Genomic DNA, 26896 nt, shown 5'->3' on the forward strand with positions numbered 1-26896 from the left:
CGATCTGATGGAGGAGCGATCTCGAGAGAGCCCGTATGCCAGGCGCCGAGATGGATCGGCAGCAGGCGCCGTAGCGCGCTGAGTTGATCACCTTACGCGCATCCAAAGCCTAGAAGCACACCGAGCGCCGCCGAAATACCAATCTTCCGATTTTCGAAACGGCCTCTGAGACGCTCCAGCCACCACCGCGGGTATTTAGCAGTGCAAAAGATCCTCCAAGTAATTTCACAGAAGCTTTGCGAATTAAGGTCGCTGACAATGGTAGGTTCAGCCCGAAGTCTGGAGCTGACACCTAGCCTTAGCACTTGAAAGACCCCAATTGAAACGCGAGCCATTCCGCTGATCGGGCTCCTCTCGCAGCGGCACGTCCCAATTCGAGTACCTGACGAGGAAATGATATGGCAGTCCAAAATTGTCTACATCCTATCGGAAATGGTACGAGTATCTCGTCTAGGGAACTTCTGGAGGCGGCCGCGGATGACGTTTGGAAGCCATACGTGTATCACCAGACGTTCGATCGCGCCGATGCGACCCAGGTTATCGCCGACGACGATCAGCAGCCAAGGGTTCATTCTACCCACGCACTTTGTTGCGGCACCTTCGGCGAATTGCTGCAAGGTCAATTGCCGGTCGGCTCCGTTCCTCGGGACCTTCACTTCTTGGTCACTATGCCTATCGCGCTTTTTGCGCGAGCTCACTTCGTGCCGATTGCAGGAACAAGATCCGTAACAGTTTATCCATCACACAAAGTAAAAGCAAAACGGCTGGCTGAGAATCTCGTGAGTGCGCTTGGCGCCTCAGGAGGAATCCTCCTTTTGCAATCGGAGCTCCCTGAAGGCAAAGGGCTGGCGAGTTCGTCTGCGGATCTTGTTGCGGCTGCGCGGTCAATCGCCTGCTGCTTCAAACGTAGGATCAGGACATCACTGATCGAGAAGTTAATGGCGGAGATCGAACCATCCGACGGGGTGATGTACCCGGGAGTGGTCGCATATCAACAGCGAACATGCAGCCCTCTCTCTTTCCTTGGGCAAATGCCGCCGCTCGCAATCGTTGGTATCGATGAAGGGGGAATCATCGAAACCATTGACTATGATCAACGCCGAGGTGAAATTTCCGCCAAAGACAGAGCAGAATACCACGAATTACTCGACCGTGCACGGATGGCAATTCCGCAGGGTGACGCGGTCACTATAGGCAGAATAGCTACAGCAAGCGCTCTCCTGCATCAGGAGCGGGTTCCAAAAGAGCATCTGAACTCGATGCTGAAAGTATCCGAGGTCACTGGCGCTCTCGGAGTCATAGTCGCGCACAGCGGCACAATGGTTGGAATCCTGCTTGATCGAGTGGCGGCTGATTTTCCACGAAAGCTCCGGTCCGTGCTTGCCCAAGTATCACCGCTCGACTACTCGCCAAAAATTTATCTCACCATGACTAGCTGCCGGTGAGATAGCAATATGGACGCTGCTCAAAAACGCCTCCCGTTCTCCGGCTACTCTGATGCCTATGCTCTCCCGAAAATCATTAGGTGTGAGACAAACCTATATCTTGCGCAATTTGCGTTCATGAAACTTCTGCCGGCCAAGTATATCATTGAACAGGCGCAGACACGAGGGGCTTTGACGCATGGTATGAAAGTACTCGAGACCTCGAGCGGAACTTTTGCGCTGGGTTTGGCTGTAGTTTGTCGGGAAGGTGGATTTGAACTTGAGATCTTCACAGACCCCGTGATGGACAACGGCCTGGAAAGCAGGTTGAAGTCCTTGAGGGCCGACGTCTGCATCATATCCGAAAAGGCGAGGGAGGGCGGTTATCAACGAAGCCGCCTAGATGCATTACACGCCAGGATGAGACAGTTGGGCCATTCCTGTTTCTGGCCCCGGCAATACGAAACACCGGACAACCCCGCGGCCTATAGGCTGTTCGCCGACCAAATATCGGGGATGTTGGATGCCGACGTAACGTTGGTCGGTTCTGTGGGGTCAGGCGGCTCTACCTGCGGAACGATAGAGCGCCTCCGCCAAAAGGCCCCTGGCGCGCGCCTGATTGGAGTAGATACCTTCAACAGCGTCATTTTTGGCCAACAGGATGGCGAGCGGAAGCTGCGGGGGCTGGGGAACAGTCTTGTTCCCGAGAACGTGAAGCATGAATTGTATGACGAGGTGCATCTCATCTCGGCTCCGCTCGCATTCGTTGCAACGGGAGTCCTCCACGAACGGCACGCCGTTTTCGCCGGACCGACCTCTGGCGCGAGTTTTATCGTTGGGCGTTGGCGCGCTCGGCAGTATCCAAGAGAAACTGTCGTCGTCATATGTCCCGATGAAGGGCACCGCTACGCAGAAACTGCCTACAACCAGGAGTGGCTCAGGCAGAACGGATGCCTACACGAGGGTGCACTTTTGGACACTCCGTCTAGCGAAGACCATCCTTCGACAGCTCTCCCTCCATGGAACCGATATCTTTGGAAGCGAAAAAGCCGGGAAGCCGTCTTGAGCTTGTTGGAGGAAGTTTGATGACCCGAGGGAGCTTCCTTTTCGTGGAAAGCAACACGACTGGCACTGGCGAACTATTGATCAAGCGAGCCCGACTTCTTGGCTTTGAAACTCACCTCGTTACCCGCAATCCTGCGCGTTATCCGCTTCTTAAGCACTCCGACGCTCGAGTGATCGAAGCTGATACACACAGTCCGAGCGAACTCATCGGCGTCGCTGCCAACCTTGGAAACCTGGCAGGAATATTCTCGTCGTCGGAGTATTTTGTGGAAGCAGCGTCAAGTACCGCGATGGCGATGGGGCTACCATCAGCGAATCCGGAGGCTATAGCCACATGCCGGAACAAATGGAAGCAAGCGACCGAGTTGCAGCGACAATCAGTCACTATTCCGGAAACTCGATTGGCCACATCCGTCAGAGACGTCGAGGATATTCTTGCGCATGTTACTCTGCCGGTCGTTGTCAAGCCAGCATTGGGAAGCGGTAGTAGTGGCGTGCGGCTATGTGAGAGCGCCTCGGCCGTCATCAAGGCCTTTGAAAGCGCGAAGAGTGTATTGCAAGATCAAGTGGATTTGCGTAGCCACGACATCCTCATCCAGCAATATGTCGAGGGTAAGGAATACTCTGCAGAGATAATTGCTCACGATGGGACGCTATATTGCCTTGGAATTCTTGCCAAACACAAAGGTCCGCCTCCCTGCTTCGTCGAAGTTGGGCATGATTTCCCGGCCCCGCTTCCAGACCCGTTCTCCAAGGAACTGGCTTCTTTTGCCTCGGGCGCGGTGTCGGCTCTGGGCCTGAAGTTCGGGCCGGCTCATGTAGAGTTCGTGATAGCGGACTCGGGCCCCGTCATCATTGAGGTAAATCCCAGGTTGGCTGGAGGAATGATTCCAGTCATGCTCTCGCACGCGCTGGGTACCTCGATCCTTGACATGGTTATTAGGCTTTACGCGGGAGAAGGGTTCACGCCCCCAGGCCCGGGCAGAAGGGCGGGAGCTATCCGTTTCCGACTTGCTCCCACGTCCGGAAAGCTCAGACGCCTAGGCTTTTCTCGAAGTCCAGACCCAACAGTGCCCGAGGCGGGGCTACTGAAATCTGAGGGTGGCAAAGTTCAGATAAAGGGCGACTTCAGAGACAGAGTAGCCTACGCTGTAGGCGTCGCTGATGAACTCGATGCCGCCGCCGCCGCAGCTGATCGGATGATCGATTCCATTGTGATCGATATCGAGACGGCTGCTGGCGAATCGGTCAAGCAAGATCCTGCGTTGAGCGAGGGCAGGTGGACCCTGCACCCCGAAGCGATGAAGTTGCTCGCCCCACCTATAGATATCTCGCGCGACGGTCGGCTCCTGCAGCACCAGGCAACCGTAGACGAAGCACATCTGGTGATGCTTGCGGACCAAGGCTTGATCAGCCCGGCAGCCGCTGCCGATCTCCTCAAGCAAATTCTGGCTCTCCAGGACCAGGGCTTTCAGTCTTTGGAGGGCCGCGATGCCCCGCGTGGCCTCTATCTGGCCTATGAGGCCGAACTTGAGGCAAGAGCGGGCGCGGAGAAGGCCGGCTGGCTGCACCTTGCGAGATCCCGCAACGACTTGAACGCGACTATTTCTCTCCTGGTCCTTCGGGAGGCTGCATGGTCCATATCGCAACAGATAGGAACTGCACAAGATGCTCTACTTCAGCGAGCGGAGGAAACAACGAGCCTTGTGGCTCCGCTGTACAGTCAGTATCAGATCGCCCTCCCCGGATCGCCAGGGCACTACCTGCTCAGCGTTTTCTTTGCTTTGGGACGCGAGCGCCAGCGCCTCCATTCCCTGCTGGAAGACATCAGGAACTGCCCGATGGGAGCTGGTGCCGGCGGAGGCACCAGTACGCCGATAGATTCTTTCAAAACCGCAAGTCTTTTAGGATTTGAGCAGCCGTCGTACAACTCACTGGATGCGGTGGCGAGCCGAGACCATCACCTGAACGGGCTTTCAATCTTTGCTAGCGTCTCAATCTTGCTCAGTCGCGTGGCCCAGGACCTGCAGGTATGGACGACGCGCGAGTTTGCTCTCATCGACGTTCCTCACGATCTTGCCGGCGGCTCTTCCATGCTGCCCCAAAAGAAGAACCCGTTTTTGCTCGAACATATCAAAGGGTCGTCAAGCACCGTGATCGGTGCATACGTTTCTGCGGCAACAGCTGCCTGCAAATCCCCTTTCAGCAATTCGATCGAAGCAAGTAACTACAGCTGCTCTCCACTCGGCCGTGCGGAAGATACCCTGAGGGGGGCCATCACCCTCACATCGCTCATTGTGAAATTCATGTCGTTCAATGTGCAATCCATGCGTGTAAATCTGGATGATGGATTATCCATGACGGCCGTCGCCGCCGAACGGATGGCGTCGCGAGGCGTTCCTTTCAGGAAGGCGCACACACTAATTGGCGAGATCGCAAGACGCGTGTCTCATGAAAGCTGCGCGGCGGAGCGCCGGATTGAACTGGCCAGGCAACTTGCTGGCGTGCTGCCGGCGAGTCTTGAAGAGTGCAGGGATGCTCTTCAGTACGGAGGAGGACCCGGAAAAAGCTCATCGGACGCCCAGATTTCCATTGCAAAAACGCTCTTTCGGGATATGCAGCTGAAATGCGAGGACATACGGGAACGCTGGGCGCGGGCCGATATACAGCGCAAACAGAGGGTCAAGGAACTTGTTGATAGTCATCAAGCCCCACTTGAACGCAGGGATGAACAGACGGCGGTATGATTTACTATGACGCAGCAGCGATTGCCGTTCCGCGGCGCATGCCCGCGATCTTTGGTGAAACGCCGCGAAGGCGAACAGGTCAGCGCCGCGATTGGAGCTTAAATAGCCAACCTTGGATGCGGTCTGGCAGAGCCATCGGGATCGAGCAGGAATATTGTGCCCGATCGGAACAAGGGGACGCCTCGTTGTAGTTATGCGCCAATCCTCGAATTTTCGGTGGCGTGGGCGAGGTTATAGTGCTTAATCCTGGGCTCACATGGCGAAGGGGTGTGTTAGGGCGGCATCGTGTTGCTCCCAATTGGTGACGGAAAGGTATCGTCCAAACAAAGGGTACGCACGGGGGCGGCCTTGTCCTCTACCTTCTGATCCAGGCGGAAGACCCAAACACTATCTACAGGGTCATCGAAATGACGCCCTCACGGCCCCAGCTGATAGAGGTTCTTCCACCTGGCACCCGATGGCCGATATTCGGAACCTCCTTTGACAACGGCGCGCACGAACCGTCCCATCACTCCACATCCAATGCATGGTGACGGCCTTCCGCTGGGCAACGACAGCCTTGCGCAGACTGCCTCGAGAGGCCGCATCAGCAAGATCGGCGATGCCGCGGTGCGCACGGCGCTTTATGAGGCCGCTCACAATGCTGACCAAGCCGCTCAAGGGCGGCGCACGGCTCAAAAGCTGGGCGATGCGGATCGGACCGACGGGCCGGAATGAAAAAGGCTAAGTGGCGCTGGTGCGCAAGCTTTGCGGTGATCCCGCATCGCATGCTCGCCAACGGAACTGTCTTCAACGCCGTGCCTAAGACAACGACGGCAAGATGGGGCGAACACGGTTTTGGATCGGTCATGACACCAGGCCATCCCGAAGCGAAGTCCCGTCGGCCGACGAAGTGGCAACAACGGCGTTCGGCTGATCACGCCCACAGGCCGTCAGGCTTCCGGAAACGCATCCCAGTGGCGGCCAGCAATCCGAACAGGTTCCATTCGTCAGCGCCCGGATCGTGTCTTCTCAGCTGCGCCGGCTACTTTAGGCCGCATCGTCAACTTCGTGGACACGGCTACGGTGTCTGAGACGGCGCTGTAGAAGTCAGGTCATCGGCTGGGGGAGTTCGGGTCCTTGACGGCGCGCTTCCCCGGCCAGCTCCGAGCATCACTCCAACTTGAGCGCAGGCACATATGGTGGGCTATCCTCGGCGAATCCGCCTGCCCGGATCCGTGAGGCCGAAAGCCCAATTGGCTGAGCTACTCGACCAACTGAGCGCTTCGGGGCGTTCGGCCATTGCTAAACCGTAACGCGTGGCTCGAACTTAACACGATCAAGCGCGATCATGCTCCTAAATTTTCGGAGATTTTGGTTAGTATAAAGCTTCGTCTTTACGAAGAGGCCGAACGCCTCGACGTCCTCAACCGCCACGATCAGAACGAAATCGGCTTCACCAGTAACCATATAGCATTGGGTCACTTCCTTGGCGGCCCGCATCGCGCGTTTGAAATCGTCGACAAGATCCAAATGTTCACGGTCAAGCTCTACGGCGACTATAACGGAAAGCGACTTGCCAAGATCCTTCTTGTCCGTAATCGGAATATCCGCAAAGATTACGCCATCTGTACGCAACCTGTTCACTCCCCGCATGTATGAATCTGCCGAAGAACCTGCAAGCTCCTCGAGTTTGGTAAAGGGAAACCTGATTGCTTTTCTGTAGCGTCGTTTAGATCGTGGGTCTAGGTCGTCCGATGTGGGTTCTGCAATCTTTACAAGGTTACAATGCTCTTTCTCACTACTTTATTGAAGCGCAACATTTGTCGTAATCGAAGAATGAACAGTTAATGCAGTTCTGGTGACGAAGCATCACTGAGTGGGGCTCATTCCGGCCGTCAAGATGGTGTCCAACGGACTGGTCTAGGTTACGGCCTGGTCGCCGCGCTCTCCGGCGCGGAGCCGGGCTGATCAGCGTGCCACGGCTGGCAGGCTGATGAGCCGATCACCGCCTCATTGGCTGAGGGTTTCCAGATGGGTAGATGCCAGCCTTCTCCGACGGCATCGCAATGTGCAGTGGTGTTAGAACCAGCAAAGGAGTGGCAGGCATCCATGGAAAAGGTTACCATCATCGGGGTCGATCTGGCAAAGAACGTCTTTCCACTGGACGGGGCGGCAGCTGACGGATCAGTCGTGTTCCGCAAGAAGCTGTCGCGCCTGCAGTTTTGCAAATCATGGCGGGTAATCCGGCATGTGTCCACGAGATGGTTCGGCTTGGCCGTCAGCCGAAGCTGACCTCGCAACGTCAAAGCGTTCATTATGATATGCTCACCTGACCATATTTCACTAATCGTCAGGTGACCATAATGCGGAGGAGCGCGTGAAATCCGCACGTTCCTGGCGTCCGTCGAGGGATTTGCTCCGGATGTCGCCGAACGTTACGAGGCCCTCGGTCAAGAAGTGCTGCTGGCCTGGCTACGAGAATCAGCCATTCGCCGGGCGGCATCCACGCTGCACCGCACCCGCATTATTGACCGGTTCCTCGATCGCGTGGTGGAAATCGGCGCGATCGAAAGCAATCCCGTCGCCGCTCTGCGCGATGAGGGCAATATGAAGCAGTGCATGCCGATCTGGCGGGCATTGGCGTCGCGGGATCCGGAACATGCGCTTGCCGAACTGCGCCAGCCTCGGCCGTTCGGCAGCGTACTGGGAAAATGATGGCCGAGCATGTCGCGATGCGGCGCAGAGGATACAATACACTTCCTAGCCCCTGTTGCTCTTGCGGTTCGACCATTCCCTGCAGTCGCATCCGGGAGTGAGCGGCGACCGGATTACAGAGGAAGCAGCCGCCAGGCAATGGCGAAAGCCCCATATCTACTCGCCTGCCGTCGTGCGACGGATGCTCGACGTCGCACGTAGCTATCCGGCGCACGGGTGCCGCTTCGACCGCTGAGCATGTACACGATGCTGCTGCTGGCTATTGCGCAGGCTTACGGCGCGGCGCGTTTGCCCGTCTCGATCTTGGTGATGTTGACCTGCAGGTCGGTACGATGCCCATCCGGCAGACTAGGTTCTTCGAGACCCGGATTCTGCCGCTACCCGACAGCGTTGTAGTCGAGCTTCGGGCCTACGTCGATGCGCGGCGGCGTGCCGGTGGATCACAGGACGCGCGCTCCGGCCTGTTCTGGCACGAGCGAGGCGAAAGCCATTACATGCCGGAAATGATCACCTGGCTGCTTACCGACCTCATAACGCCGCACTGGGCTGAAGCCATTGCGAGAAAAAACAGGTCCCGGCGTTCATGACCTGCGCCACTCGATGGTGGTGAACAGGATCTTCGAAGGGTACCGAACGGGCACCAATCCACAGGATCGCCTGCCGTTCCTAGCTACCTACCTCGGCCGGACATCAACTCTACCTTGGTCTACATCACCGTGACGCAGGATCTGATGCATTATGCAAATGAGCGGTTCCGGGTACTTGGCGCACCATGCCTCAATCTGAGACGGGAGGTGGGGTCATGAGCAGGGATGATCCGTTCCCGGCCCTGCTGCGCGCGTTCTTCTATGAATGGCTGGTCGAGCAGCGCAACGCGTCCATCCACACAGTCCGGTCCTACCGCGATACCTGGCGGCTGCTGCTTCGGTTCGTTGCGTGGCGTGCTGGGAAGAAGGTGGCTATGATCACGCTGGCCGATCTGAACGCCAACGAATCGCCGCGTTCCCCTCCGCCACGCCGATCATTAACGTGGCGGTACGATCGGCACGCGCAACTGCCGCCTTGCTGCGATCCGCAGCTTCTTCCACTTCGTGGCCACCAGGACCGCATCGATTGCGCGATGCGTCGAGTCTCCACATCCCGATCAAGCGCGCTCGAACCGCGATCATGCGCTGCTCTCGTTCCTCTACAACAGCGGCGCACGAATACAGGGGGCGCTCGACCTGTGCCCCGAAGCAATCCGATAAGCCCGAACTGCGTGCGTCTGACCGGCAAGGGCCGGAAGGAACGTATCTGCCCGCTCGGGCCGGAAACCGGGATATTGCAGAAGAAACTGCTTGAACGGCAACCGCGAGCGCCCGACCAGCGGCTGTTCGTAACCGCTATGGTGAGCCGCTCAGCGCCTCAGGGATCCGATTCAGGCTCGCCGCCTGCATGAAGGCGGGGCCGAAACCGTCCAAACGCTGCGTGCCAAGCACGTAACGCCACACGCCTTCCGGCATGCCACCGCCGTGCACCTCATCTCGGCGGGCGTCGACGGTACGGTCCTCGACACGAAGAACCACTATGCCAAGGCCAATCTGGAACGAAGCGGAACCCTGGAACAGGGTCGCCGCTCCAACCACACCCAGCGGCCAGCCATCTTGGAAGCGCAATTCGAGCGTGCTCGCCTGGCTCGACCTGAAATAATGCGGAGGAACATGGACAAAAACGGCGAGAATCTGTCGATCAGACCGCGCTCCTCTGCATTATGGTCACCTTACGATTAATAAAGCGGCAGAAGAACGACGCAGCGGATGCGGAGGCGATCGTCGAGGCAGCGCAACTGCCCACGATGCGCTTCGTCGAACCGGAAAACCGAGAGCAGCAGTCTCGGTCCATAATGTTCGCACCCGAGAACACGTGGTCAATCAGCGCACTGAGTTGGTCAACGCATTGCGTGCGCACCTTTATGAATTCGGCCACATCGCGCCGCAGGGAATTCGTTATCTGAACCGACTTGAATGTTTCGTTGAGGACGAGAAAGCCAACTTGCCTGATCTGGCCCGCGAAATCTGCCGCGATCTGCTGGACCGGATCTACCAGCTAACTGGCGGGATCGACTTACTGAAGAAGAAGATCGATGCTCTGTGAGGGAAGCTGAGGCATCTCGGCGCTTGCAAACCATGCCCGGCGTTGACCCCATCGCTGCACTGGCGATCGAAACTTTCGCGCCTCCGATGGAGACGTTCAAAATGCGGCCGTGACTTCGCCGCTGGCTCGGCCCGTTGCAGAAATCGACCGGCGGTAAGCAACGACTAAGAAAAACCTCGAAGATGACGCCTGCTTATTATTGGGGCCATGGCTGTGGTCCGATGGGCATCGCGGAAGGGCGCGCCCGAGGGCTCCTGGCTCGCGCGCATGATGCCGAAGAAGCCGCGGATGCTCGTGGCCATCGCGCCGGCCAACAAGATGGCGCGTGGCATCTGGGCCATGCTGACAAAGGAAGAGGATTACCGGAATCCGGCAACGGTGCCGGCATGAGCATTCAGCAGCACACCTGAACCGGTCCGTCAGAGATGTGAGGAAGGCCTGACCCGCATGGTAAATGATCGATCAGATCAGGATCAGGAAACCGGAATGACGCATCGAGCCTCGCGCTCGCTTCCTAGATTTGGGCCTGATCCGCGCATCACCATACCGGCCCGCGGCATGTGAATGGCCGCAAATCAACGCCTGGGGTGATGGCTCAAGGCGGAACGGGCGCCGATGAGCCTTTCATAAGCGATATCGGCGGCTTGTTGCCGATCGCGCTATGTGTTGTACAACTCGACGACGGAACGCACACGGGACCGGCCCGGAGCGCGAGCTTCCCTATGCATGGCATCCTTGGCGTGTCGCCAGGTCCATATTCATGAGGTGATCGACAAGAACGACGCAAAGGTTTTCCGCTGCAGCGTTTCTGGGCAGGTATCGGATCATTGGCTGGAGATTCCAGCGTGGATGTTCGATCGGGTAGCCAGCGCGAACTGGCGCATCATAGCTGTTCCGCACTTCGACCTTGCCGCGCTCGGCACTTTGGCGACCCTGCTGCATGACATAGGTGTCCCCTCGCAATCGCCGGAGATGGGCGCAGCATTGGGCTCTCACGCCAAGCGGAGAGATGTCCATGCCGCGCCAGCCCACGACATACCAGTTCGATCTGTTCTCGAAGCCGAACGACGCCAACACGAAGCAGACGCCGCGATGGCAGCGCTGCCGGCCGAGACGCGCCGATCAGTGACGAAGCTGATGGTCAGCCTGATCTCGGGCACGTCGACGGCGAGGGTGCCGTAGAACGGGAGGGCGCGGACCATGATGCATGAGAAGATTGAGCGGCACCATCTGGAGCGCAAAGCGATCCTGTATGTGCGGCAGTCGTCAGCCCATCAGGTCCTGCACAATCGTGAGAGCAGCATACTTCAATATGGGATGCGCGATCGCCTGACAGCCCTTGGCTGGTCTCCCGTAGAGACGATCGATGACGATCTGGCCGTTCTGCCGCCGGCGGCGTCGTACGGGCCGGCTTCGATCGGATGGTCGCGGAGGTCTGTCTCGGCAAGATCGGGGCGGTTGCGGCACGGGAGGTGTCGCGGTTTGCCGCAACGGCCGCGACTGGCAGCAGCTCATCGAGATGTGCCGTGTCGTCGATACCGTGCTGATCGACCAGGAGACGGTCTATGCGCCGCGTCAGGGCATGATCGGCTGCTGCTGGGATTGAAGGGCAGTCTCAACGAGTATGAACTCGATCTTCTGCGCCAGCGTTCGCTGTCGGCCCGCTCCGAGAAGGCCCGCCGCGGCGAACTCGTCGTCGCAGCCCCTGTCGGATTCGTGAAGGTCGGCGATCGTCTTGAGAAGGATCCCGATCGGCGTGTGCAGGAATCCATTACCCTAGTGTTCGACAAGGTTGCTGAGCTCGGCAGCGCCCGTCAGGCCTTGATGTGGTTCCTCGAGCATGGCTGGATTTGCCCGCCAAGTGCAACAATGGCGACGTGGTCTAGCGCAGGCCGAGCTATGCGACATCCACGGATGATCGAGAATCCGATCTAAGGCGGCGCCTACGCCTATGGTAAGACTCGTGCCGCGCTCGGGATTTGGCCGATCCGCCGCTCGCCCACGTATCCGACGCAGGACGCGCGAGGCTGGCGCTGATCCCGGACAGCCATGAAGGCTATGTCAGTTGGGAAAGGGCAGAGGCGATCCGCAAGATGGTGAGCGACAACGTGCCCAATCCGCTGCCGGCGCTGCGGCCGCAAGCTGACGGTCCGCTACACGGGCACCAAGCACAACATTCCGCGCTATTCCTGCTGGCGGGGTCTGCTCGACAATGGTGAGCCGCGATGCATCGCCTTGGGCGGACTGCGCGTCGAGATGCGATTGAGGAAGCGCTCCTGCGTGTCGTGGAGCCGGGAGCGATTGCTGCCGCTGCCGAAGCTGAGGCGCAAGCTGCCAATCGTCGTGACCAGGTCCGGGACGCCCTCGGTCGGGATATTGAGGCTGCCCGCTACGCCGCCGACCGGGCCTTCCGGCAATATGACGCGGCCGATCCCGAGAACCGGCTGGTCGCGGCGGAACTGGAAGCGCGTTGGAACCAGGCACTCATCCGTGTCGGTGAGATCGAGAGCAAGATCGCCGCGACGCCGAGGCCACCACCTGTGTTGGCAACGGGCATCACGGCGCTGGCCACAGACCTTCAGGCTGTCTGGTCGGCGCCAACGACGGACGCCAGGCTCAAGAAGCGCATCGTGCGCACCGTCATTCAGGAGATGGTCGCCGATATCGACGATAAAGCCTCCAAGATCGTGCGCTGTCCATTGGATTGGCGGCGCCTATACCGAGCTGCGCCTGCCGAAGCGCCGGCGCGGACAGCGCGACAGCACCTCTGGCGATATCATCGCGGCCATCCGGCAACTGATGCTGATCGCCAGCGATGATCTGATCGCCGGCATTCTCAATCGCAACGGCTTGGTGACCGAGCATGGCAATCGCTGGACTCGGGAGCGGATCACCGCACACAGATCGCATCACAAGATCCCGGTCTTCCGGCCGGCGCCGGATGGCAACGAGCCGTGGCTCAACCTGAACAAGGCGGCGCGCCTCCTCGGCGTTGCACCGAACCCTCAGACTCGCCGCCGAAGCAGGCGAGATCGAAGGCATTCATCCTCTACCGGATGGGCTGTGGATCTTCAGCCGATCAGAACTTGGAAAGCCACGAGCCCAGCAGATTGTTCATCGCGCGCGACAGAACCCGAAAAACCCCGCGGGATCGCACCCCGATCAGCAAAAACTATTCCCTTCAACAGCATAGACAGATGGGCTTTATGAAACAGGATTCTAGTCCTTACGCCATTCCTCTATCTTGGCGCGGGCGTCGTCAAGGCTCAGGAACCAGTGCGCGTTCAGGCATTCCGCGCGGAACTTTCCATTGAACGATTCGATAAAGCATTGTCGCTTGGCTTTCCCGGTCGGGAGAAGTCCAGTTCAACACCTTTTTGGTAGGCTCACAGGTCGAGGTCGCGGGAATGAACTCGGAGCGCTGGTCGACCCGGATCGTCTTCGGATAACCGACCTCCCGGTATGCCCCTTCGAGGACCACGACCACATCCTCGCCGCGGTAGCTGAACCGCGGATCGACCACCGGCGAGAAGCGCAAGAAAGCGTCGACGACGGTGAGCACGCGGATCTTGCGGCCGGTCGCCAGTTGGTCGTGAACGAAGTCCATCGCCCAGACCTGGTTGCTCTGCGTCGCATCGGTGCGATCCTCCCGCAGCTTCGCCTTTACCCGACGCTTGTAGCCCATCTCCTTGTAAAGACGATAGATTCGCTTCGGGTTGACCGCCCAGCCTCCCGGCGCAGCAACACCTGGCCATGCCGGTAGCCTAGCGCACGCATGTCGGCGAGCTCTGTTGGGAAATTTAGCCGATTGAAATCGGTAGCAGAATCCCGCTTCGCCCAACGTTCATCACCGGATCGAAGCTTGCGCGCGACTGAAAACCTGCTATACGGCCACCGAATACATAACAGTCAATTCCATGCGCCATTTTCTTGATGGATCGGCTTGGCGGGTGCAGAGCCGTGATCTCTCCGGGTCTGATGTACTCTTGAACAACACATGGATTGAGCGCCGCCCAGTCAATGTGTTTTTCCCAAACTGCTGCCGAGGTGAGACACCCAACCAAAACTTGCTCGCCACGCGTCGCGTTAGAGGGCTTCAGAACAAGAGTGGCCTTGTTTCTCCGGATGTAGCTGATGAGCTCGATTCGACGCCGTTCGGGGTCAGTTGTTACTCCCGCTTTGACAAAACGGGTCCATGGAATGTGGCGTGAAATGAACTCGAGCTGCTCGGCATTGAAGTCCGAGCTGAATTGATTATCGCTGAGTACAGCAAGAATCGTCTTGTCAGATAATACCCATTGGGAGATCCACGGGTTTACCGAAACGACCTCTCCACCCGCACAGGCGTCTAAGTAGTCTCGAGGTTCCTCAGCGTCGATAAAGTCCCTGGGGTCAAGTTTATTATAAACAAGCTCGATGACTGCGCCGTCCGGTCCCACTAACCCACGAGCTGTGCGCCTAATCGCGCTAACATCCAGCAATGTTGCGTTGACGCCTGTGTCTCTTAGGCCGCTCACGATCCAATCCACTTCATTTGTATATCGCCCGCAAAAATTGACTACTGCTGCAGTTTTCAGTTCGCTGCCGGCCGCAGCGTAATAGGTAGACAACAGCTCCCGCACGAAGCAGGCCGGATCCTTCCCGAAAGGCTGTTTCATCACGTCTAGTGATAGTCCATGTGTCAATGGGTTGGGTACGCGGCTCCAGATTCTTGCGGCGAGGCCGTTCTGAATAACCCCGCCTGGCGCTTCAGTATTCGTTTCGATTATCTTATAATGTCCATCGCTGCCGAAAAGGCCATCTAGTCGGCATATTCTTACAACCGGCCGATATGTTGGGGGGGGTATGATCCAATGCCGCAAACGTCTATAAGCAGGAAAAAGGTCTTGCACACGTTCATTCCGGCAATACAGCTCAGCGGCGACATCAAGGACCTTGACCATGGCCTCAGCGGTAGCGCTGAGGTGATTAGCCAGACCGCAGTCTATCGCAAGAGGCCGGAGACATACGGGATACGCACGTCCCTCAAAGTGAATGCCTGCCTCTGCAATCGCGCTGGACAAATCGTCTTGAGCCTCCCAAATCGACGCCGGGTCGCGAATTGCTAACTCGCATAGTCGGCGCTCAATTCGGACATCCGTTTCGCTGATTGCAGGCACCGTCGCGATTGTCATGGGCAGTCCTTTCTAGCGGGCTTATGATTATGAGTTTGCGCGGCCCTCTGGATTCTTGGACACAACTCGTCGTGTGTACGGGCCATTTTGTTCCCGAAAGCTAATAGGTGACGATTTTCAGGAACTGCGAAATGTGGTGGTTTGAGGCTGCGGACGAGACACGCGGCCTCGACACCGCTTTGCGGTTTCTCTCTGCGGAAGCTAGAGTTTGCTGTAGCTCTCCACGCAGATATGAGAACGATCTCGCGTCCATCTAAGCTCTCGGGCCAAAGGGAACGCTCGGCACAGCATCTATCAACATCCAGCACCCTGCACACCTCTTCGTCTCCAAAGATCAAGGTTCGCGGCAGGTCGGTTGAGACCCACAGCCGACCAGCCCCCAGGCACACGGAGAGCAGATCGAGACGCAACCGAATCCGTCCATCGCCCAATAGCTCGCCATTGTCGCTCCCTGATCCGCAGCGCGCCGATGCTCCCATTCGCTTGCAGTTCTTTGCAGAAGACCGAGAGGCAGCGAATTGTTCTTATTTGCCAAGGGCCGGAAACGGGCTAATTGACCAACCGATGAGGTCGACGGCCTTCTGGACGATCGCTGCGGCATTGCCACTGCTGGGTGACGTGGCGATGACATGTCCAATCCAGTCACGGTTATCGCCGTTTCTGACGATCGGCGTCTTGGATTTAGCATAGAGTTTGACCTCTGCGACACCCGGTATGGCAGTCGCCCGACTGTCACCGCCGATCCAGTCGAGTGTGCCGTCGCGATCAGGGACTAGGATCTGCGCCGCTGCAGTCTGCTCATGTCTTCGGCGCAAATCCCATTCGTCGCCGGTGGCGAGCTTGATGTGCTCCGTGATGAGATCGATACCGTAAGCCAGCTGAATCAGTTGGGGAGTGGGCGTGCCATGAAGCCGCGGGTTGACTTCAATGACGACTGGGCCACGCTCCGTCCATCGGAATTCGATGCCCGTTGGCCCCCAGCCAAGGCCGAGAGCTCGCAAACAACTCAGCGAAACATCTACGATTCGCTCATGGGCGTCATCAGTCAGCGGGGCAGGAAGGGTGCACACAAAATGCGATGAAGGTCTGGTCTCACCGGTGCCAATTCCAACGACCTGATCGCCCATTATGTCGGCCCAATAATAGGGACCCTGTGCGTATTCTTCGACGAGTATCCTCGGCGAAGACCGCCATATATGCTTCCCCCCCAACAGATAGGTCGTATGTTCGACTAACTCACCGACGTTGCAGCATAGTCGGACACCTCTGCCGCCGGCCCCGACAGTTGGCTTAAGAATTACCGGCAGGCCGATCTCCGCAGCAGCGCTTTCTACGTCGGTCACATTCGTTGCCAACCGGTAAGACGGTATGGGTGCGCCGGCCTCCGCGAGAAGCTGACGTTGAATGAATTTGTCGCAGCATCGTTCAATCGATCTGGGGTTCGGTCCCGGTAGATCGAAATACTGGCAGAGCTTGCCAACCGTCGCGTAGACCGACTCTATGTCGGACGTAATGCCAGCTATGTCGTGGGCCGCATGCAGCTGGGAGCATTCGCGGGTCAGCGCATCGACATTGTCGGTATCAACACGAATTGCCTCAATGCCTTCTGCAGCAATGTAGTCGTACCGAGATGGATCAGCCGACAAGACAATTGGATGAAGACCAAGACGCTGGGCCGCTTGGACGTATAGCAGACCAGTGCACCTAGGATGACCTTCAATCAGGATGAGCGCTCTACTTCTTGCCATTGTCTGTTGTCTCCGACGATGCGTGCTGTCCGGCAGTTTGAGGGTAATCGGCGTCACCTTCGATGCACCACCTCCGACCTTGTCCTGAACGTATCAATGTCAGTGATTCCGGGTGCAAAGACTCTGTGAATTCATTTGAAGGACATGTTGCAACTGATCGGGTTGTCCTCCTCATAGCCGACCGTCCCCCGCCTCGTAGCTCATGATCTCTCCAGCATGTCCGCTGGCATCGACCAATCGGTCGAAGGCAGCGTCAAAAAACCGCGATTGAACCATGAAGCCGAACAGGTGAAGCCGGCGTCGACGGTGCGGCAGAGCCAGTTTACACGGTGCTCGATCCGCGGTCCGATCTTGCACATCCCCTTTAGCCCAATTCGGTGGCATAGGGCGCTGACCGGCCCTCTAATCCGCCGCATGTAGGGCGGCGTTGCCAGTGCTGCACGGGGCCGAACTGGAAGTACATCCCCATCGTCGGCGAAGTTCGCGGCGTTGGAAACCTGTCAGGTGTCGAGCTGATGCGCGATCCCGGGGCGCGCGTAGCATTCGAGCCCGAGTTGCAGGTTGGCGTGCGGGCCGCCGCTGCTCTGCTTGAAAACGGGGTCATCGGCCGGGCCATGCTGCACAGTGATACTCTCGGCCTTGCCCCGCCACTGATCGTCACCCGCAACGGTGTCGACATCATGTCGATGCGACGGGAAGTCTGTTGAACGACGTACCGCGCCTTGAAGGCGGAACGCGCCGTATAACATTGCGGACCAAACCACTTGTTTGCGGCTGTTTCCGGTCCTCCCATTTGACCGCGGACGTTGCGCCGCGAGCCCTGCCGGCGCACCTCCCCGCCGGCAGGGCCTATTCCTCATGTCTGCCCTTGTCAGAAACTTGCGTTGGTCTTCGGCAACTTGCCTGCAGGTGGCAGCAAGTCCAGATGCTCGGCACTATTTGCTGCAATCTGTCTACGAAAGATTTTTTGGAACAGCTTTCGGAAGGCGTCGATGAGGTCGACTTCCGCAGCCCCCTGGCCCATTTGAGCTCACAACTCGACCTGGTCGCCTTCGCCTATCTCTCGCTCCCGCCGCAGGGTAACAAGCCCACGCTGATCTCCAACTATCCGACGAGCTGGACGGCGCGCTATCTAGAGCACCAGTACCAGAGCATTGATACCGTAATCGTACGCCCGAGGCGGCGGATGCCCCTTCCGATGGGGCTCTTCGCTACCGGGTGTTGAGCCATCAGAAGCTGAGCATAGGCTCTTTGACGAAGCGGCGCAGTTCGGCATCTGCTGTGGTTCGACGATCCCGATCATTGATCTCAGAGGCAATTTTGCGGCGATGACCTTTGCCGCTGACAAGCGTGATGCTTCATTTGTCCGCGCCGCGGAACGCTATGAACACGCTCTCCCTTACGTTGCGACCTGTTTTCACATGTTCGTCCGTCACAAACTTTCGGCTGATCGACTGGTGAACGGCGTATTGCTGACGGCGCGAGTATACGAGTGTCTGCAATGGGCCGAGAAGGGCAAATTCCAAACGCGATATCGGCTGCATCCTCGGGATTACGCGGCATACGGCAACGTTTCATCTGGCCAACGGCAGGAAACTTGGCGTTAGCATAACCAGACAGGCAGTTGCTCGTCTCGCCGCTTCAAGTTCCTGACGTACTGAAGCTGGCCATACCTCCCTTCGACATTGCCTCGTCGGCATCGAAGGGAGCAGGCGGCATTGCGATCGCTACCTATGAATTTTTCGCCGGCATGATCGAGTTGGGCCTCTCGCGCCAGCTCAGCCATATCGTAACGGTTCACCGATTTGCGCATGGAACGCATCCTTCGCCGCGCCGGCTGGCCGTTGGAGCGGTTTGCAGAGCCGCACACGATTGGCGCCACCCGCGCCTTGGCCGGCTATTTGGAAGTGTCGGAAAAGATGCTCCAGACGGTTCGGCAAAGCGGCGGCATAGGCGGTCATGTGCTCTGGGCGCCGGTACTTCGCAAGGTGGCATGAGATCACGCGATAAAGGCGGGCAGGGCTGCACCGTCACGCCCAGAGGCGTGGCAATCCGCGCCGCATTTCAGCCGCCGAACAGGTGCTTGCTGCCGGTCGTCACCATCCAGTTGGCGCGGTCGACATGGCTGTGAACAGCCTTGCGGGCGCGGACCGGCTCAAGGATCGGGTCGATCCCGAGAATAAGATCGGCCATTTCTTCCACGCGGGCATTGTCGGCGGAGGCGTCCAGGATGCGCAGGTAAATGGTGCGATGTTGCCTGTCGTAGCTCGTGATGCTGTCTGACCAGGGCACCTCGTCGCACCGCGTTGCGCTTCGGGTCTTATCTGTTCGCGTCGATTCAATGGCTGCAGTGAACCTAGCATGTTGATCGCTGGATTCAATGCAGAACATCCCAAAATGGGATAATTCGAAACGGAGATTAGTCGCTGAGCCGGCCTTTAAGTGACCGGTTCGCTTGCATGCCCAAATCTCTTCGATCTCCCCGCCACCAGCGGTTTCTGGCCCAGCTGATATCGCTGCGCAAGGCCAAAGGCCTGACCCAGGAGCAGGTGGCCGAGCAGCTTGGCCGCCCGCAATCCTTCGTGGCCAAGTACGAAGGTGGAGAGCGGCGTCTCGATGTCATCGAGTTTCTCGACGTAGCCGCGGCCCTTGACGCTGATCCGTGCGAGATGCTGTCGAGCCTGCGGACTTAGTAGGCGTCCCTCATGCAGTTCGCGCCGATTGCTCGCGACCCGAGCCCTTTTATCCGCCAGTCTCCGAAGTCTCGGACATACGGCTAGCCTAGACGCGGGGCAGCCTTTTAGTTACTGAAAGGGGCTCCCTGTTCTCGCGCCCTCGACGGCTCATTGCGGAAGCATTCCAGGTTGTGTGCGTCAAGTCCCGCAAAAAAGGGGCGGCCATGGTTGGTGGTCATGCGGCTTGGCGTAAAGCGAGCTTCTTGTGCTCGCGCAGATCATCCATGTTGATGTAGCGGTTGGCCTCCATCCAGTTTTCGTTGGTCTCGACGGCCAGCGCCCTGACCAGGCGCAGGCAGCTCAGTGAATTTGGGAAGATGCGCACAACATAGGTGCGCCGGCGGATTTCCTCGTTGAGGCGCTCCAGCATGTTGGTGGACTTTAGGTGCTTGTGGTGCTGGCGCGGCAGGCAAAAGGAGGTCAGCGTGCATTCGATGGTCTCCTCCACCCAGCTCGTCAGTCGCGGATAGCGGCCCGACCATTTTGGCAAGCCATGCGGCGAGATCGGCCTTGGCCTCGGCGAGATCGCGCCGGTCATAGAGCCAGCGCAGTTCCTGCAGGGCAATCGTCGCCGCGCTTCCTCGGCAGGTGATCGAGCGCGTTCCTGAGGAAATGCACATAGCAGCGCTGCCAGGCGGCTTCGGGGATCACCTCGCCGATTGCCGCCACCAGGCCGGCATGGTCGTCAGAGACGACCAGTGAGGCGCGTTGACCCGTGTTTTGGTTCAGCCGCGAACAGTTGCCTGGCCCCGGTCGTCACCATCCAGTTCGCGCGGTCGATATGGCTGCGCACAGCGTTGCGGGCGCGGAGCGGTTCTAAAACCAGGTCAATGCCGAGAGATTGGTTATGTCCTGCCCGCTGGCATTGTCGGCGCTGGCGTCGAGGATACGCATTCGACCTGCGCCAATCAAACAGCAGTGGGTTGGAAATCCCATGGCGTCGCGACATCGCCGATACCTGCCGCGAAGTCCATAGTCCTCGACGATCAACAACTTCGCGCTCCTCCGACCAGCGCGCCGGCGGCAGCATTAAATCTCGAGACGAGTGGCTCGGCAACAGTCAGTCCCGATCATACCGACGGGCAGCTACTCTCCAACCTCGGCAAGGCGGCCTCCTCAGAGCCGCCGAGAAAAACGCAGGAAAGCTGCAGCGAACCCTCGCACATTGCAGACTTCAGCAGGAAGCGCCTTCTAACATAGCGTGAACACAGGGCCTGCTGGTCGCTTGGGACAAGGACGCGGCGCCTGATCCTTCGTGCAGATAGTCGGCTGAGGCACCGGCTAAAACCTGCTCTCCCTGCCGGGAAGCCCGCATGAGTGGATCGAGCGATACGCAATACGAGACTCCTGAAGACGCGCTTTCACCTTAGTAATTATGGAGGTGCCACGCACCTGAAAAATGTGACGCGGCAACAGCAGAAAAGGCCAAGCATAAAAGTTGCTATCGTAATCTATAGTATCGGACAAATATGTAATATCCTCGATTTGTACAAGTAAAGTCTCGAATTTAGTTGCCTACAAGCAACGTCTAAACTACTATATCTGCAAGATGCGCTCTGAATCTTGCGCAAAGTCACATCGCAGATACTATCGCGATGTGACGGATGCTCTGCAAGGCGCATCTGTTTCGATCGTAGGGGCTAGGAAGGTCGTCCATCGAGGCACGGTTGAAGCCGCGAGACGGCTGCCAGGCCGCGAGCATGCGAAGACGCAACACATCGCCGTCCTGCAAGCTTCATGTCTTCAACGCTCCTTCAGCGGCTTGCTGAGGGAGTGCTATTAGGAAAGCTACACATGTCGGGATCGAGTGATCTTGCGGATGACAAGCGCCAGAACGAGCTTTCAAGCTTTGTCATGAGGGAGGTGCAACGCATTCTTGCGCAATGCGATGAGGCCAAGCGAAGTGACAGTCCTGCTGCTTCGGGTTCCGATCCGGATCTGACCATCGTGGCCGCCGAATTGCTTGGCAGGCTCGAGGCCGAAGCAGCGCGACGGCTAAACGCTCAGGCCTGTGAGATCGCTTCGCGGCCCCGGGCAGCCGATCATCCGCTCGGGCATCCGGTTCTGAAAGATTTTCCGATAGGCGCGCGCATCGCTGAGTGGGCCGGACCAGTTGCGGGCTCAACGCACATCGAAAGACGTTTTGGGATCCCGCGGTCAACGCTGCATTGGTGGCAGCGGCACAATGATGTGGTTGCCTTTCGGAGAGGCTCCCGCAAGCATGTATTTCCCCTGGCTCAGTTCATCGACGGCAGGCCCGTGCACGGAATCCGGGAAGTCCTTTCCTCGATCTCCGATCCCAGACTGGCTTGGCTGTGGCTGATCAGCCCGTCGCCTCTGCTCAACGGTCGGGTTCCTGTCGAATTGCTCAGGGAAGGCATCAACACAGAAGCTGTTGCGTCGGCCGCCCAGGCTATTTCCCTGATTGGATCTATCTGACGATTCGTCGGTGTCGGTGCTGTTCGCGCACACTCGATGTGCTCGAAATCCGTCAATGTGCCAATTGTGCGGTTTGTACAAATGTATAGTTGTTCAATTCGTGCAAGTAATAACAGCCATTTAGTGATAAAAATACAACTAATAATGAAACATATAGCAGTGAAGCGGAATTTGACCTTGCGCTATTCATCCCGGTGAATAGCGTCCGAACCGGGAAGGATGCATCGCGATGCGCATCTTTTTCGATCGTGGGGATAGGGAGCGGTTCGTCCATCGACGTCCTCGCCCTTTTCAAATCATTCAAGGAGATCAAGTATGAACATCAAGAGCCTTCTTCTCGGCTCCGCTGCGGCCCTGATCGCGGTTTCGGGCGCGCGCGCCGCCGACGCGGTCGTCGTGGCCGAGCCGGAACCGGCCGAATACGTCAAGATCTGCGACGTCTACGGCGCCGGCTACTTCTACATCCCCGGCACCGAAACCTGCCTGCGCATCGGCGGCTATGTCCGCTACGACATCGGTTTCGGCGACGTCGGCTCATACGACGGTGCGACTAATGAGGATCATGAGGACGGTAGCCGCAACCACACCTGGTACAAGAACGCTCGCTTTTCGCTGCGCACTTATACCGGCCAGGAGACCGAGCTCGGCACCTTGAAGACCTACACCGAGACCCGTTTCGATTTCGGCAATGATCAAGGCGACTTTGGCACCGATCCCAATCCCGCGCACAACCAGGCCGTCAATCTGAAGCACGCCTGGATCCAGCTCGGCGGTCTGCGTATTGGCAAGACCGACACAGCTTTCGAAAGCTTCATCGATTATGCCGGCAACGTCATCAACGACACGCTCGTGCCCTATGGCGACCACAACACCAATGTCATCCAGTATTACTTCGACGCGGGCAACGGCTTCTCGGCCGTCGTCTCACTTGAAGAAGGCTCGGGCGACAAGGGCACCATCGACAGCTACGTGCCGCACGTGGTCGGCGGCGTGAAGTACACGCAGGGCTGGGGCGCCATCACCGGCGTCATCGCTTACGACAGCAACTACGAGGAAGTGGCCGGCAAAGTCCGTATCGACGTCAATGTTAGCGACGCAGTTTCGCTGTTCGCGATGGCCGGCTATGGAACGGACGACAACCTGTCGGATCCGACCTGGGCGATTCCGGGCCGCGGTCGCGGCATTTACAAGCAGTGGGGCGGAAACTGGGCGGTGTGGGGCGGCGGCACCTACAAGTTCAATGAGAAGGCCTCATTCAACGCCCAGGTCTCCTACGATGAGTGGAAGAACCTCGGTATTGCGGCGAATATCGCTTACGATATCGTTCCCGGTTTCACGATCACGACAGAAGTCGATTACTTGCACGCAGGCCGCTTCGACGAATTCGGTGCTGGTTCTCCTGCTCCGGCCTTGAACTGGACCGGTGCTGACAAGAAAAACAGCTTAGGCGGTTTTGTTCGGTTCCAACGCTCATTCTGAGGATGGAACGGCTCGTACCCCGCGTTCGAAGCGGGTAACTGCGAGCCTTCGTATCGGTTATCGGCGCATTGCTTGATCACGGACCTCCAGTCCGAGCATTTCGTCGATGAGAAGGGGCGCCCTGTTCCCGGGTGCCCTTTTTTAACGCATTGTGATTAGAACGCGCAGGCGAGGTGGATCGCGGCGTAAAACGACGCTGGCGGACGTTCCGTTAAAAAGAGGGGGCGCCGAGACGGCCTTCGGCCACCCGACGCCCCAGCAGTCAAGAGGTCCGCGAGGCGGGGGCCGCACGCTTAGATATCATCCAAGATCGACCTGAACTCCATCACTGTCCAATATCAGCTGGGTGATGGTGACCACAAAAAGCTGTTCATCTGGGCTCGACGGCGATGTGGCGCTTCGGCCGACGATCTTCTTGACGGCCCCGTACCCTTCGCTTGCCGAGACTCGGCATCAGCAGCATTCCGCCAGCCACCCGAACGCACGAGGTAGCGCACCCTGTTGATCTCCTGATGAAAATCAAACTCGCGCGGACGGCTCAACGCCCCAGGATTGGGCATTGGCGGCGCGACCTGTTCCCACTCCTCGTCCGTCAGGTCGGACGGGTCGCGCTTAGTATTCTGGTGATCTTAGCCATGCGTCCAGGCATTCAGCACCATGCGAGCGAGCTCGTAAAGGTTCGGCTCAAAGGCGGTATTCGCGATCGGCGTCGACAGGACACCGGCCGGCTTCTTGGGGCGCCCGCGTGCCCTGTGGCGCGCGCCGGGTGCTCGTGCACCGAGCCCGCTCTTCTTCCGCAGGCCTCAGGCGGTCTCGGCCATCCGGCTTCGCCCCCTGGCTTGGGCAGCCTTTCGGCTGCAGACGGCCGCCGGCCGATCGGCCGGCGTGGTCTGTCTGTTGGCCGTCCCCGGTGGCGCGCGGTGGGCGGCTCTCCCTTCTAGGCCCGCCGCGGCGTCCCGCAACCCTTCGCTGCGCTTCGGGTCCTCCTCTCCGTTCCGGTCCTTCGGATGCGGTCCGCCTTTCACGGCGGGCCTTTCCGGTCGTTTTCGCCGCCCACCCCGCTCACATGGGGACTTTGTCGTCAAGGCTGTCTTCGCATATCTACCTCGATGCGTTGTGATCCCAGGTCCGAGCCTGTCGTCTTGGCGCGGTAGCAACACCGGTCCAAACTCACATACGGTCGCTACGCTGTGGCAGCTGCACCAACATCCCGCTTTCGTCGGTAAGGCTCAGGGGAACGCGACCAATCTTCCGGACGGCATTTTAGGCCAAGTGGGGTGGGAGGTTCGTTCGCCCAGGATCAGCCGGGAGCGATCAATCCCGGCGGATGGAAAAGAGTACGTTGATCATGCCGGCTTCATGACAGCGCCCTCAATGACAGCACCATGATGAACATACTTCCATAGCGCGATCAGAAGTTTTCTCGCGAGCGCAATAATGGCCGGCTTCCGGCGCCTGCCACCGTCGAGCGCGACCCGCTCCTGGAACCATTGTGCTAAAGCCGATCGAGGTTGATGCAAAAGCCAGAACCACGACAATTGCACCATCACGGTCCTCAGCCTCGGATTGCCCGCTTTCGATACGCCCTGTTCCCGGCTGATCGATCCGCTTTGCCACGGTGTCGGCGTCAGACCGGCATAGGAGGCAAGCTGCCTTCGATTCGCAAATTCGCGATACAGACCCTCGGACCAAAGCACCTCGTGCAAAGTCCGCTCCCACGCCGCGCAGCTGCTTGAGCATCGACATTCCATTGGCGACTTTTGATGGGTCGCATTCATCGCGAGCCACTTCGTCACGCGCTGCCTCCACGTCCTTGATCTGCCGAAGCACGAGCTCGATCCGGTCCAGTGCACGGACAATCTCCGCTTTGAGATTCGACGGTAGTTCACGACCGTCTCCGGTCCTGAGTTCTTCCAGTCGACTGCGGCGGTCCCGCTTCAGCGGCTCAAATCCAACGATGCCCTGCGAGAACAAGAGCCCCTTGACCCGGTTCACGATCTTGATCCGCTCTGCGATGAGAGCGCGTCGCTCACGGCTGTTGCGCTTTCGGTCCTCTTGCTCGGGCGATGGCGGAACGACCATGGCGCATACCCGCGGCTCGCCGCGCTTGTAGGCAAGCAGGGCGCGAAGAAGGGTCTCGCCATCCAGCTTGTCCGTCTTCGCCCGGCGCTTCCTGCGTGACGTGGCAATGGATGCTTCATCAACCACATGGCTTTCGATACCGTCACAATCAAGGATCCGATGTATCCAGAAGCCGTCCAGGCCAGCCTCCTGGATTGCGATCACCGGCACGTCACGGCCCGTTCTGCGCCGAACCGTTGCCTTCAACTGGCGGATAAGATCGAACAATCCGGCCGTGTCGCCTGCCTTGACGACGCGCTTTGACATCTTCTCTCCGTTGCACGGCAACAAGCTTGTCACCAACCAGCTCGAGCGACTGAGTTCCAGGGACATGAAGATAGCGCCGAGTGTCGTATGGACCGCATCGGTTTCAATCTCAGTCACGTTTTCAGCTTTCATGTGTTCTATCCCTCCAAGTTGTTCATGAGCAATACGCCGGCCAAAGCGAGTTGATCGCAGCTGCGGTCATCGCTTCGCGATGTGGTTTTGGTTATTGCCAACCCCCGCTCGCGGGGTGGGCGACGCTCCTTTCTAGGCCCGCTGCGGCAGGCCGCAATGTTCGCTTCGCTCACATCCTCCACTCCGTTCCGGCCCTTCGGGTGCGGCCTGCCTCGTTCAGCGGGCCAAGCCAGTCGCGTTCTGCCGCCCACCCCACTCACGGGGGCAGGCACGCGAGATCGGGATCGAGCGCTGCCTCCACCGCCCATGGGATCTTCCGGGGGAGGGCGCGATTTGGCGAGCGGAGGACCAGGGCATGCGTTCAATCAACAAGCGTTCCGGCAGCCGAAAGGCTGGCGCAAGCAGGGGCGGGCGCGCAGGCGCCAACCTTTATCAAGAGATCACGGACCGCATCATTGCCGAGCTCGAGCGCGGCATCGTGCCATGGGTCAAGCCCTGGGGAAGCGCAAAGGCAGGCCTCGGCCTGCCCAGGAATGCGGCCACCGAGCGCCGCTATTCCGGCATCAATATCCTGATCCTNTGGGGCGCGGTCATCGAGCGCAGCTATGCCAGCCAGAACTGGCTGACCTTCCGGCAGGCGCTTGCCCTTGGCGGCAATGTCAGGAAAGGCGAGCGCGGCACGACCATCGTTCACGCCGACCGCTTTGTTCCGAAAAACGAAAAGCAACGCGCCAA

The 26896-nt window shown here is 58.6% G+C and carries 23 protein-coding genes and 6 pseudogenes; 20 read left to right on the top strand and 9 right to left on the bottom strand.

Going from position 1 to position 26896, the window contains the following annotated elements; translation table 11 throughout:
- Nucleotides 1-497 precede the first annotated feature (497 nt).
- From M729_RS0128665 to M729_RS0128680, 4 genes are all read left to right on the top strand, one after another.
- The gene (locus M729_RS0128665) at nucleotides 498-1445 is read left to right on the top strand and encodes a hypothetical protein (RefSeq protein WP_245267648.1); all 948 of its coding nucleotides are present in this window, start codon (nucleotides 498-500) and stop codon (nucleotides 1443-1445) included.
- Between the two features lie 9 nt (nucleotides 1446-1454).
- On the top strand, nucleotides 1455-2510 hold the full coding sequence (locus M729_RS0128670; RefSeq protein WP_027163589.1) for a pyridoxal-phosphate dependent enzyme: 1056 nt from the start codon (nucleotides 1455-1457) through the stop codon (nucleotides 2508-2510).
- Nucleotides 2444-5236 carry a lyase family protein gene (locus tag M729_RS01000000136025; RefSeq protein WP_245267649.1) on the top strand — a complete coding sequence of 931 codons (2793 nt, stop codon included), beginning with the start codon at nucleotides 2444-2446 and terminating at the stop codon, nucleotides 5234-5236. The genes M729_RS0128670 and M729_RS01000000136025 overlap by 67 nt, the downstream gene beginning before the upstream one ends.
- 480 nt (nucleotides 5237-5716) lie before the next feature.
- Nucleotides 5717-5953 (top strand): transposase, encoded by a 237-nt coding sequence (locus M729_RS0128680; RefSeq protein WP_156949352.1) that lies wholly within the window; start codon nucleotides 5717-5719, stop codon nucleotides 5951-5953.
- 567 nt (nucleotides 5954-6520) lie between these two features.
- On the opposite strand, the gene M729_RS0128685 is transcribed toward M729_RS0128680, so the two are convergent.
- Nucleotides 6521-6853 (bottom strand): Lrp/AsnC family transcriptional regulator, encoded by a 333-nt coding sequence (locus M729_RS0128685; RefSeq protein ID WP_245267650.1) that lies wholly within the window; start codon nucleotides 6851-6853, stop codon nucleotides 6521-6523.
- Nucleotides 6854-7327: 474 nt separating this feature from the next.
- Between M729_RS0128685 and M729_RS1000000139495 the strand changes: the two are divergent.
- A pseudogene (locus M729_RS1000000139495) lies at nucleotides 7328-7438 on the top strand (IS110 family transposase); the annotation flags it as partial.
- Nucleotides 7439-7675: 237 nt separating this feature from the next.
- Complete coding sequence (locus M729_RS1000000139020) at nucleotides 7676-7933, top strand: hypothetical protein (RefSeq protein WP_050596369.1); 258 nt, start codon at nucleotides 7676-7678, stop codon at nucleotides 7931-7933.
- A gap of 1382 nt (nucleotides 7934-9315) precedes the next feature.
- Here M729_RS1000000139020 and M729_RS1000000139025 read toward each other — a convergent pair.
- Nucleotides 9316-9588: a hypothetical protein gene (locus M729_RS1000000139025; RefSeq protein ID WP_027163593.1), complete on the bottom strand. Its 273-nt coding sequence runs from the start codon at nucleotides 9586-9588 to the stop codon at nucleotides 9316-9318.
- Nucleotides 9589-9835: 247 nt separating this feature from the next.
- Here M729_RS1000000139025 and M729_RS0128710 point away from each other — a divergent pair, with 247 nt between their 5' ends.
- The 6 genes from M729_RS0128710 (at nucleotide 9836) to M729_RS1000000139510 (ending at nucleotide 12885) form a co-directional block, all read left to right on the top strand.
- Nucleotides 9836-10066: a hypothetical protein gene (locus tag M729_RS0128710; protein ID WP_027163594.1), complete on the top strand. Its 231-nt coding sequence runs from the start codon at nucleotides 9836-9838 to the stop codon at nucleotides 10064-10066.
- Nucleotides 10067-10333: 267 nt separating this feature from the next.
- Nucleotides 10334-10456 (top strand): hypothetical protein, encoded by a 123-nt coding sequence (locus M729_RS1000000139765; protein WP_280940200.1) that lies wholly within the window; start codon nucleotides 10334-10336, stop codon nucleotides 10454-10456.
- A gap of 336 nt (nucleotides 10457-10792) precedes the next feature.
- A complete protein-coding gene (locus M729_RS1000000139030; RefSeq protein ID WP_027163595.1) occupies nucleotides 10793-11248 on the top strand; it encodes a hypothetical protein in 456 nt (151 codons plus the stop codon).
- A gap of 18 nt (nucleotides 11249-11266) precedes the next feature.
- A complete protein-coding gene (locus tag M729_RS1000000139500; RefSeq protein ID WP_245267651.1) occupies nucleotides 11267-12001 on the top strand; it encodes a recombinase family protein in 735 nt (244 codons plus the stop codon).
- A 44-nt stretch (nucleotides 12002-12045) separates the two neighbouring features.
- A complete protein-coding gene (locus M729_RS1000000139505) occupies nucleotides 12046-12285 on the top strand; it encodes a hypothetical protein (protein WP_245267652.1) in 240 nt (79 codons plus the stop codon).
- A 6-nt stretch (nucleotides 12286-12291) separates the two neighbouring features.
- On the top strand, nucleotides 12292-12885 hold the full coding sequence (locus tag M729_RS1000000139510) for a hypothetical protein (protein WP_245267653.1): 594 nt from the start codon (nucleotides 12292-12294) through the stop codon (nucleotides 12883-12885).
- Nucleotides 12886-13288: 403 nt separating this feature from the next.
- Here the strand turns inward: M729_RS1000000139510 and M729_RS1000000137970 are convergent.
- The 3 genes and pseudogenes from M729_RS1000000137970 to M729_RS0128755 form a co-directional block, all read right to left on the bottom strand.
- A pseudogene (locus M729_RS1000000137970) lies at nucleotides 13289-13831 on the bottom strand (integrase core domain-containing protein); the annotation flags it as partial.
- A 35-nt stretch (nucleotides 13832-13866) separates the two neighbouring features.
- A complete protein-coding gene (locus M729_RS1000000138630) occupies nucleotides 13867-15240 on the bottom strand; it encodes a hypothetical protein (protein WP_156949354.1) in 1374 nt (457 codons plus the stop codon).
- Between the two features lie 524 nt (nucleotides 15241-15764).
- Complete coding sequence (locus tag M729_RS0128755) at nucleotides 15765-16988, bottom strand: acetyl-CoA carboxylase biotin carboxylase subunit family protein (RefSeq protein WP_027163599.1); 1224 nt, start codon at nucleotides 16986-16988, stop codon at nucleotides 15765-15767.
- Nucleotides 16989-17503: 515 nt separating this feature from the next.
- On the opposite strand from M729_RS0128755, the gene M729_RS1000000137975 reads away from it, so the two are divergent.
- From M729_RS1000000137975 to M729_RS1000000139890, 4 genes and pseudogenes are all read left to right on the top strand, one after another.
- Nucleotides 17504-17695, top strand: coding sequence for a hypothetical protein (locus tag M729_RS1000000137975; protein WP_245267654.1), 192 nt, complete (start codon nucleotides 17504-17506; stop codon nucleotides 17693-17695).
- 218 nt (nucleotides 17696-17913) lie between these two features.
- Entirely contained in the window at nucleotides 17914-18213 is a 300-nt protein-coding gene (locus M729_RS1000000139770) for an autoinducer binding domain-containing protein (protein WP_027163601.1), read from the top strand.
- A gap of 25 nt (nucleotides 18214-18238) precedes the next feature.
- Nucleotides 18239-18595: pseudogene (locus M729_RS1000000139775) on the top strand (autoinducer binding domain-containing protein); the annotation flags it as partial.
- 204 nt (nucleotides 18596-18799) lie between these two features.
- On the top strand, nucleotides 18800-18985 hold the full coding sequence (locus M729_RS1000000139890; protein WP_027163604.1) for an acyl-homoserine-lactone synthase: 186 nt from the start codon (nucleotides 18800-18802) through the stop codon (nucleotides 18983-18985).
- A 67-nt stretch (nucleotides 18986-19052) separates the two neighbouring features.
- Here M729_RS1000000139890 and M729_RS0128790 read toward each other — a convergent pair whose 3' ends face one another.
- On the bottom strand, nucleotides 19053-19379 hold the full coding sequence (locus tag M729_RS0128790) for a hypothetical protein (RefSeq protein WP_245267655.1): 327 nt from the start codon (nucleotides 19377-19379) through the stop codon (nucleotides 19053-19055).
- Nucleotides 19380-19447: 68 nt separating this feature from the next.
- Here M729_RS0128790 and M729_RS0128795 point away from each other — a divergent pair, with 68 nt between their 5' ends.
- A complete protein-coding gene (locus M729_RS0128795; RefSeq protein WP_027163606.1) occupies nucleotides 19448-19681 on the top strand; it encodes a helix-turn-helix transcriptional regulator in 234 nt (77 codons plus the stop codon).
- 217 nt (nucleotides 19682-19898) lie between these two features.
- Here M729_RS0128795 and M729_RS01000000136070 read toward each other — a convergent pair.
- Nucleotides 19899-20422: pseudogene (locus M729_RS01000000136070) on the bottom strand (transposase); the annotation flags it as partial.
- Nucleotides 20423-21517: 1095 nt separating this feature from the next.
- Here M729_RS01000000136070 and M729_RS0128805 point away from each other — a divergent pair.
- Nucleotides 21518-22162, top strand: a complete 645-nt coding sequence (locus tag M729_RS0128805; protein WP_027163608.1) for a hypothetical protein — start codon at nucleotides 21518-21520, stop codon at nucleotides 22160-22162.
- A gap of 315 nt (nucleotides 22163-22477) precedes the next feature.
- Nucleotides 22478-23641, top strand: coding sequence for a porin (locus tag M729_RS0128810; protein WP_027163609.1), 1164 nt, complete (start codon nucleotides 22478-22480; stop codon nucleotides 23639-23641).
- Between the two features lie 464 nt (nucleotides 23642-24105).
- On the opposite strand, the pseudogene M729_RS1000000139515 reads toward M729_RS0128810, so the two are convergent.
- A pseudogene (locus tag M729_RS1000000139515) lies at nucleotides 24106-24290 on the bottom strand (IS5/IS1182 family transposase); the annotation flags it as partial.
- 697 nt (nucleotides 24291-24987) lie between these two features.
- Nucleotides 24988-26161 (bottom strand): annotated as a pseudogene (locus tag M729_RS01000000136075) (IS110 family transposase).
- A 355-nt stretch (nucleotides 26162-26516) separates the two neighbouring features.
- Between M729_RS01000000136075 and M729_RS0128820 the strand changes: the two are divergent.
- A partial coding sequence (locus M729_RS0128820) for an ArdC-like ssDNA-binding domain-containing protein (RefSeq protein WP_027163610.1) occupies nucleotides 26517-26896 on the top strand: 380 nt, incomplete at its 3' end.

Source organism: Mesorhizobium sp. WSM1293 (assembly GCF_000513875.1).
In the GTDB taxonomy this organism is placed as follows: domain Bacteria; phylum Pseudomonadota; class Alphaproteobacteria; order Rhizobiales; family Rhizobiaceae; genus Mesorhizobium; species Mesorhizobium ciceri.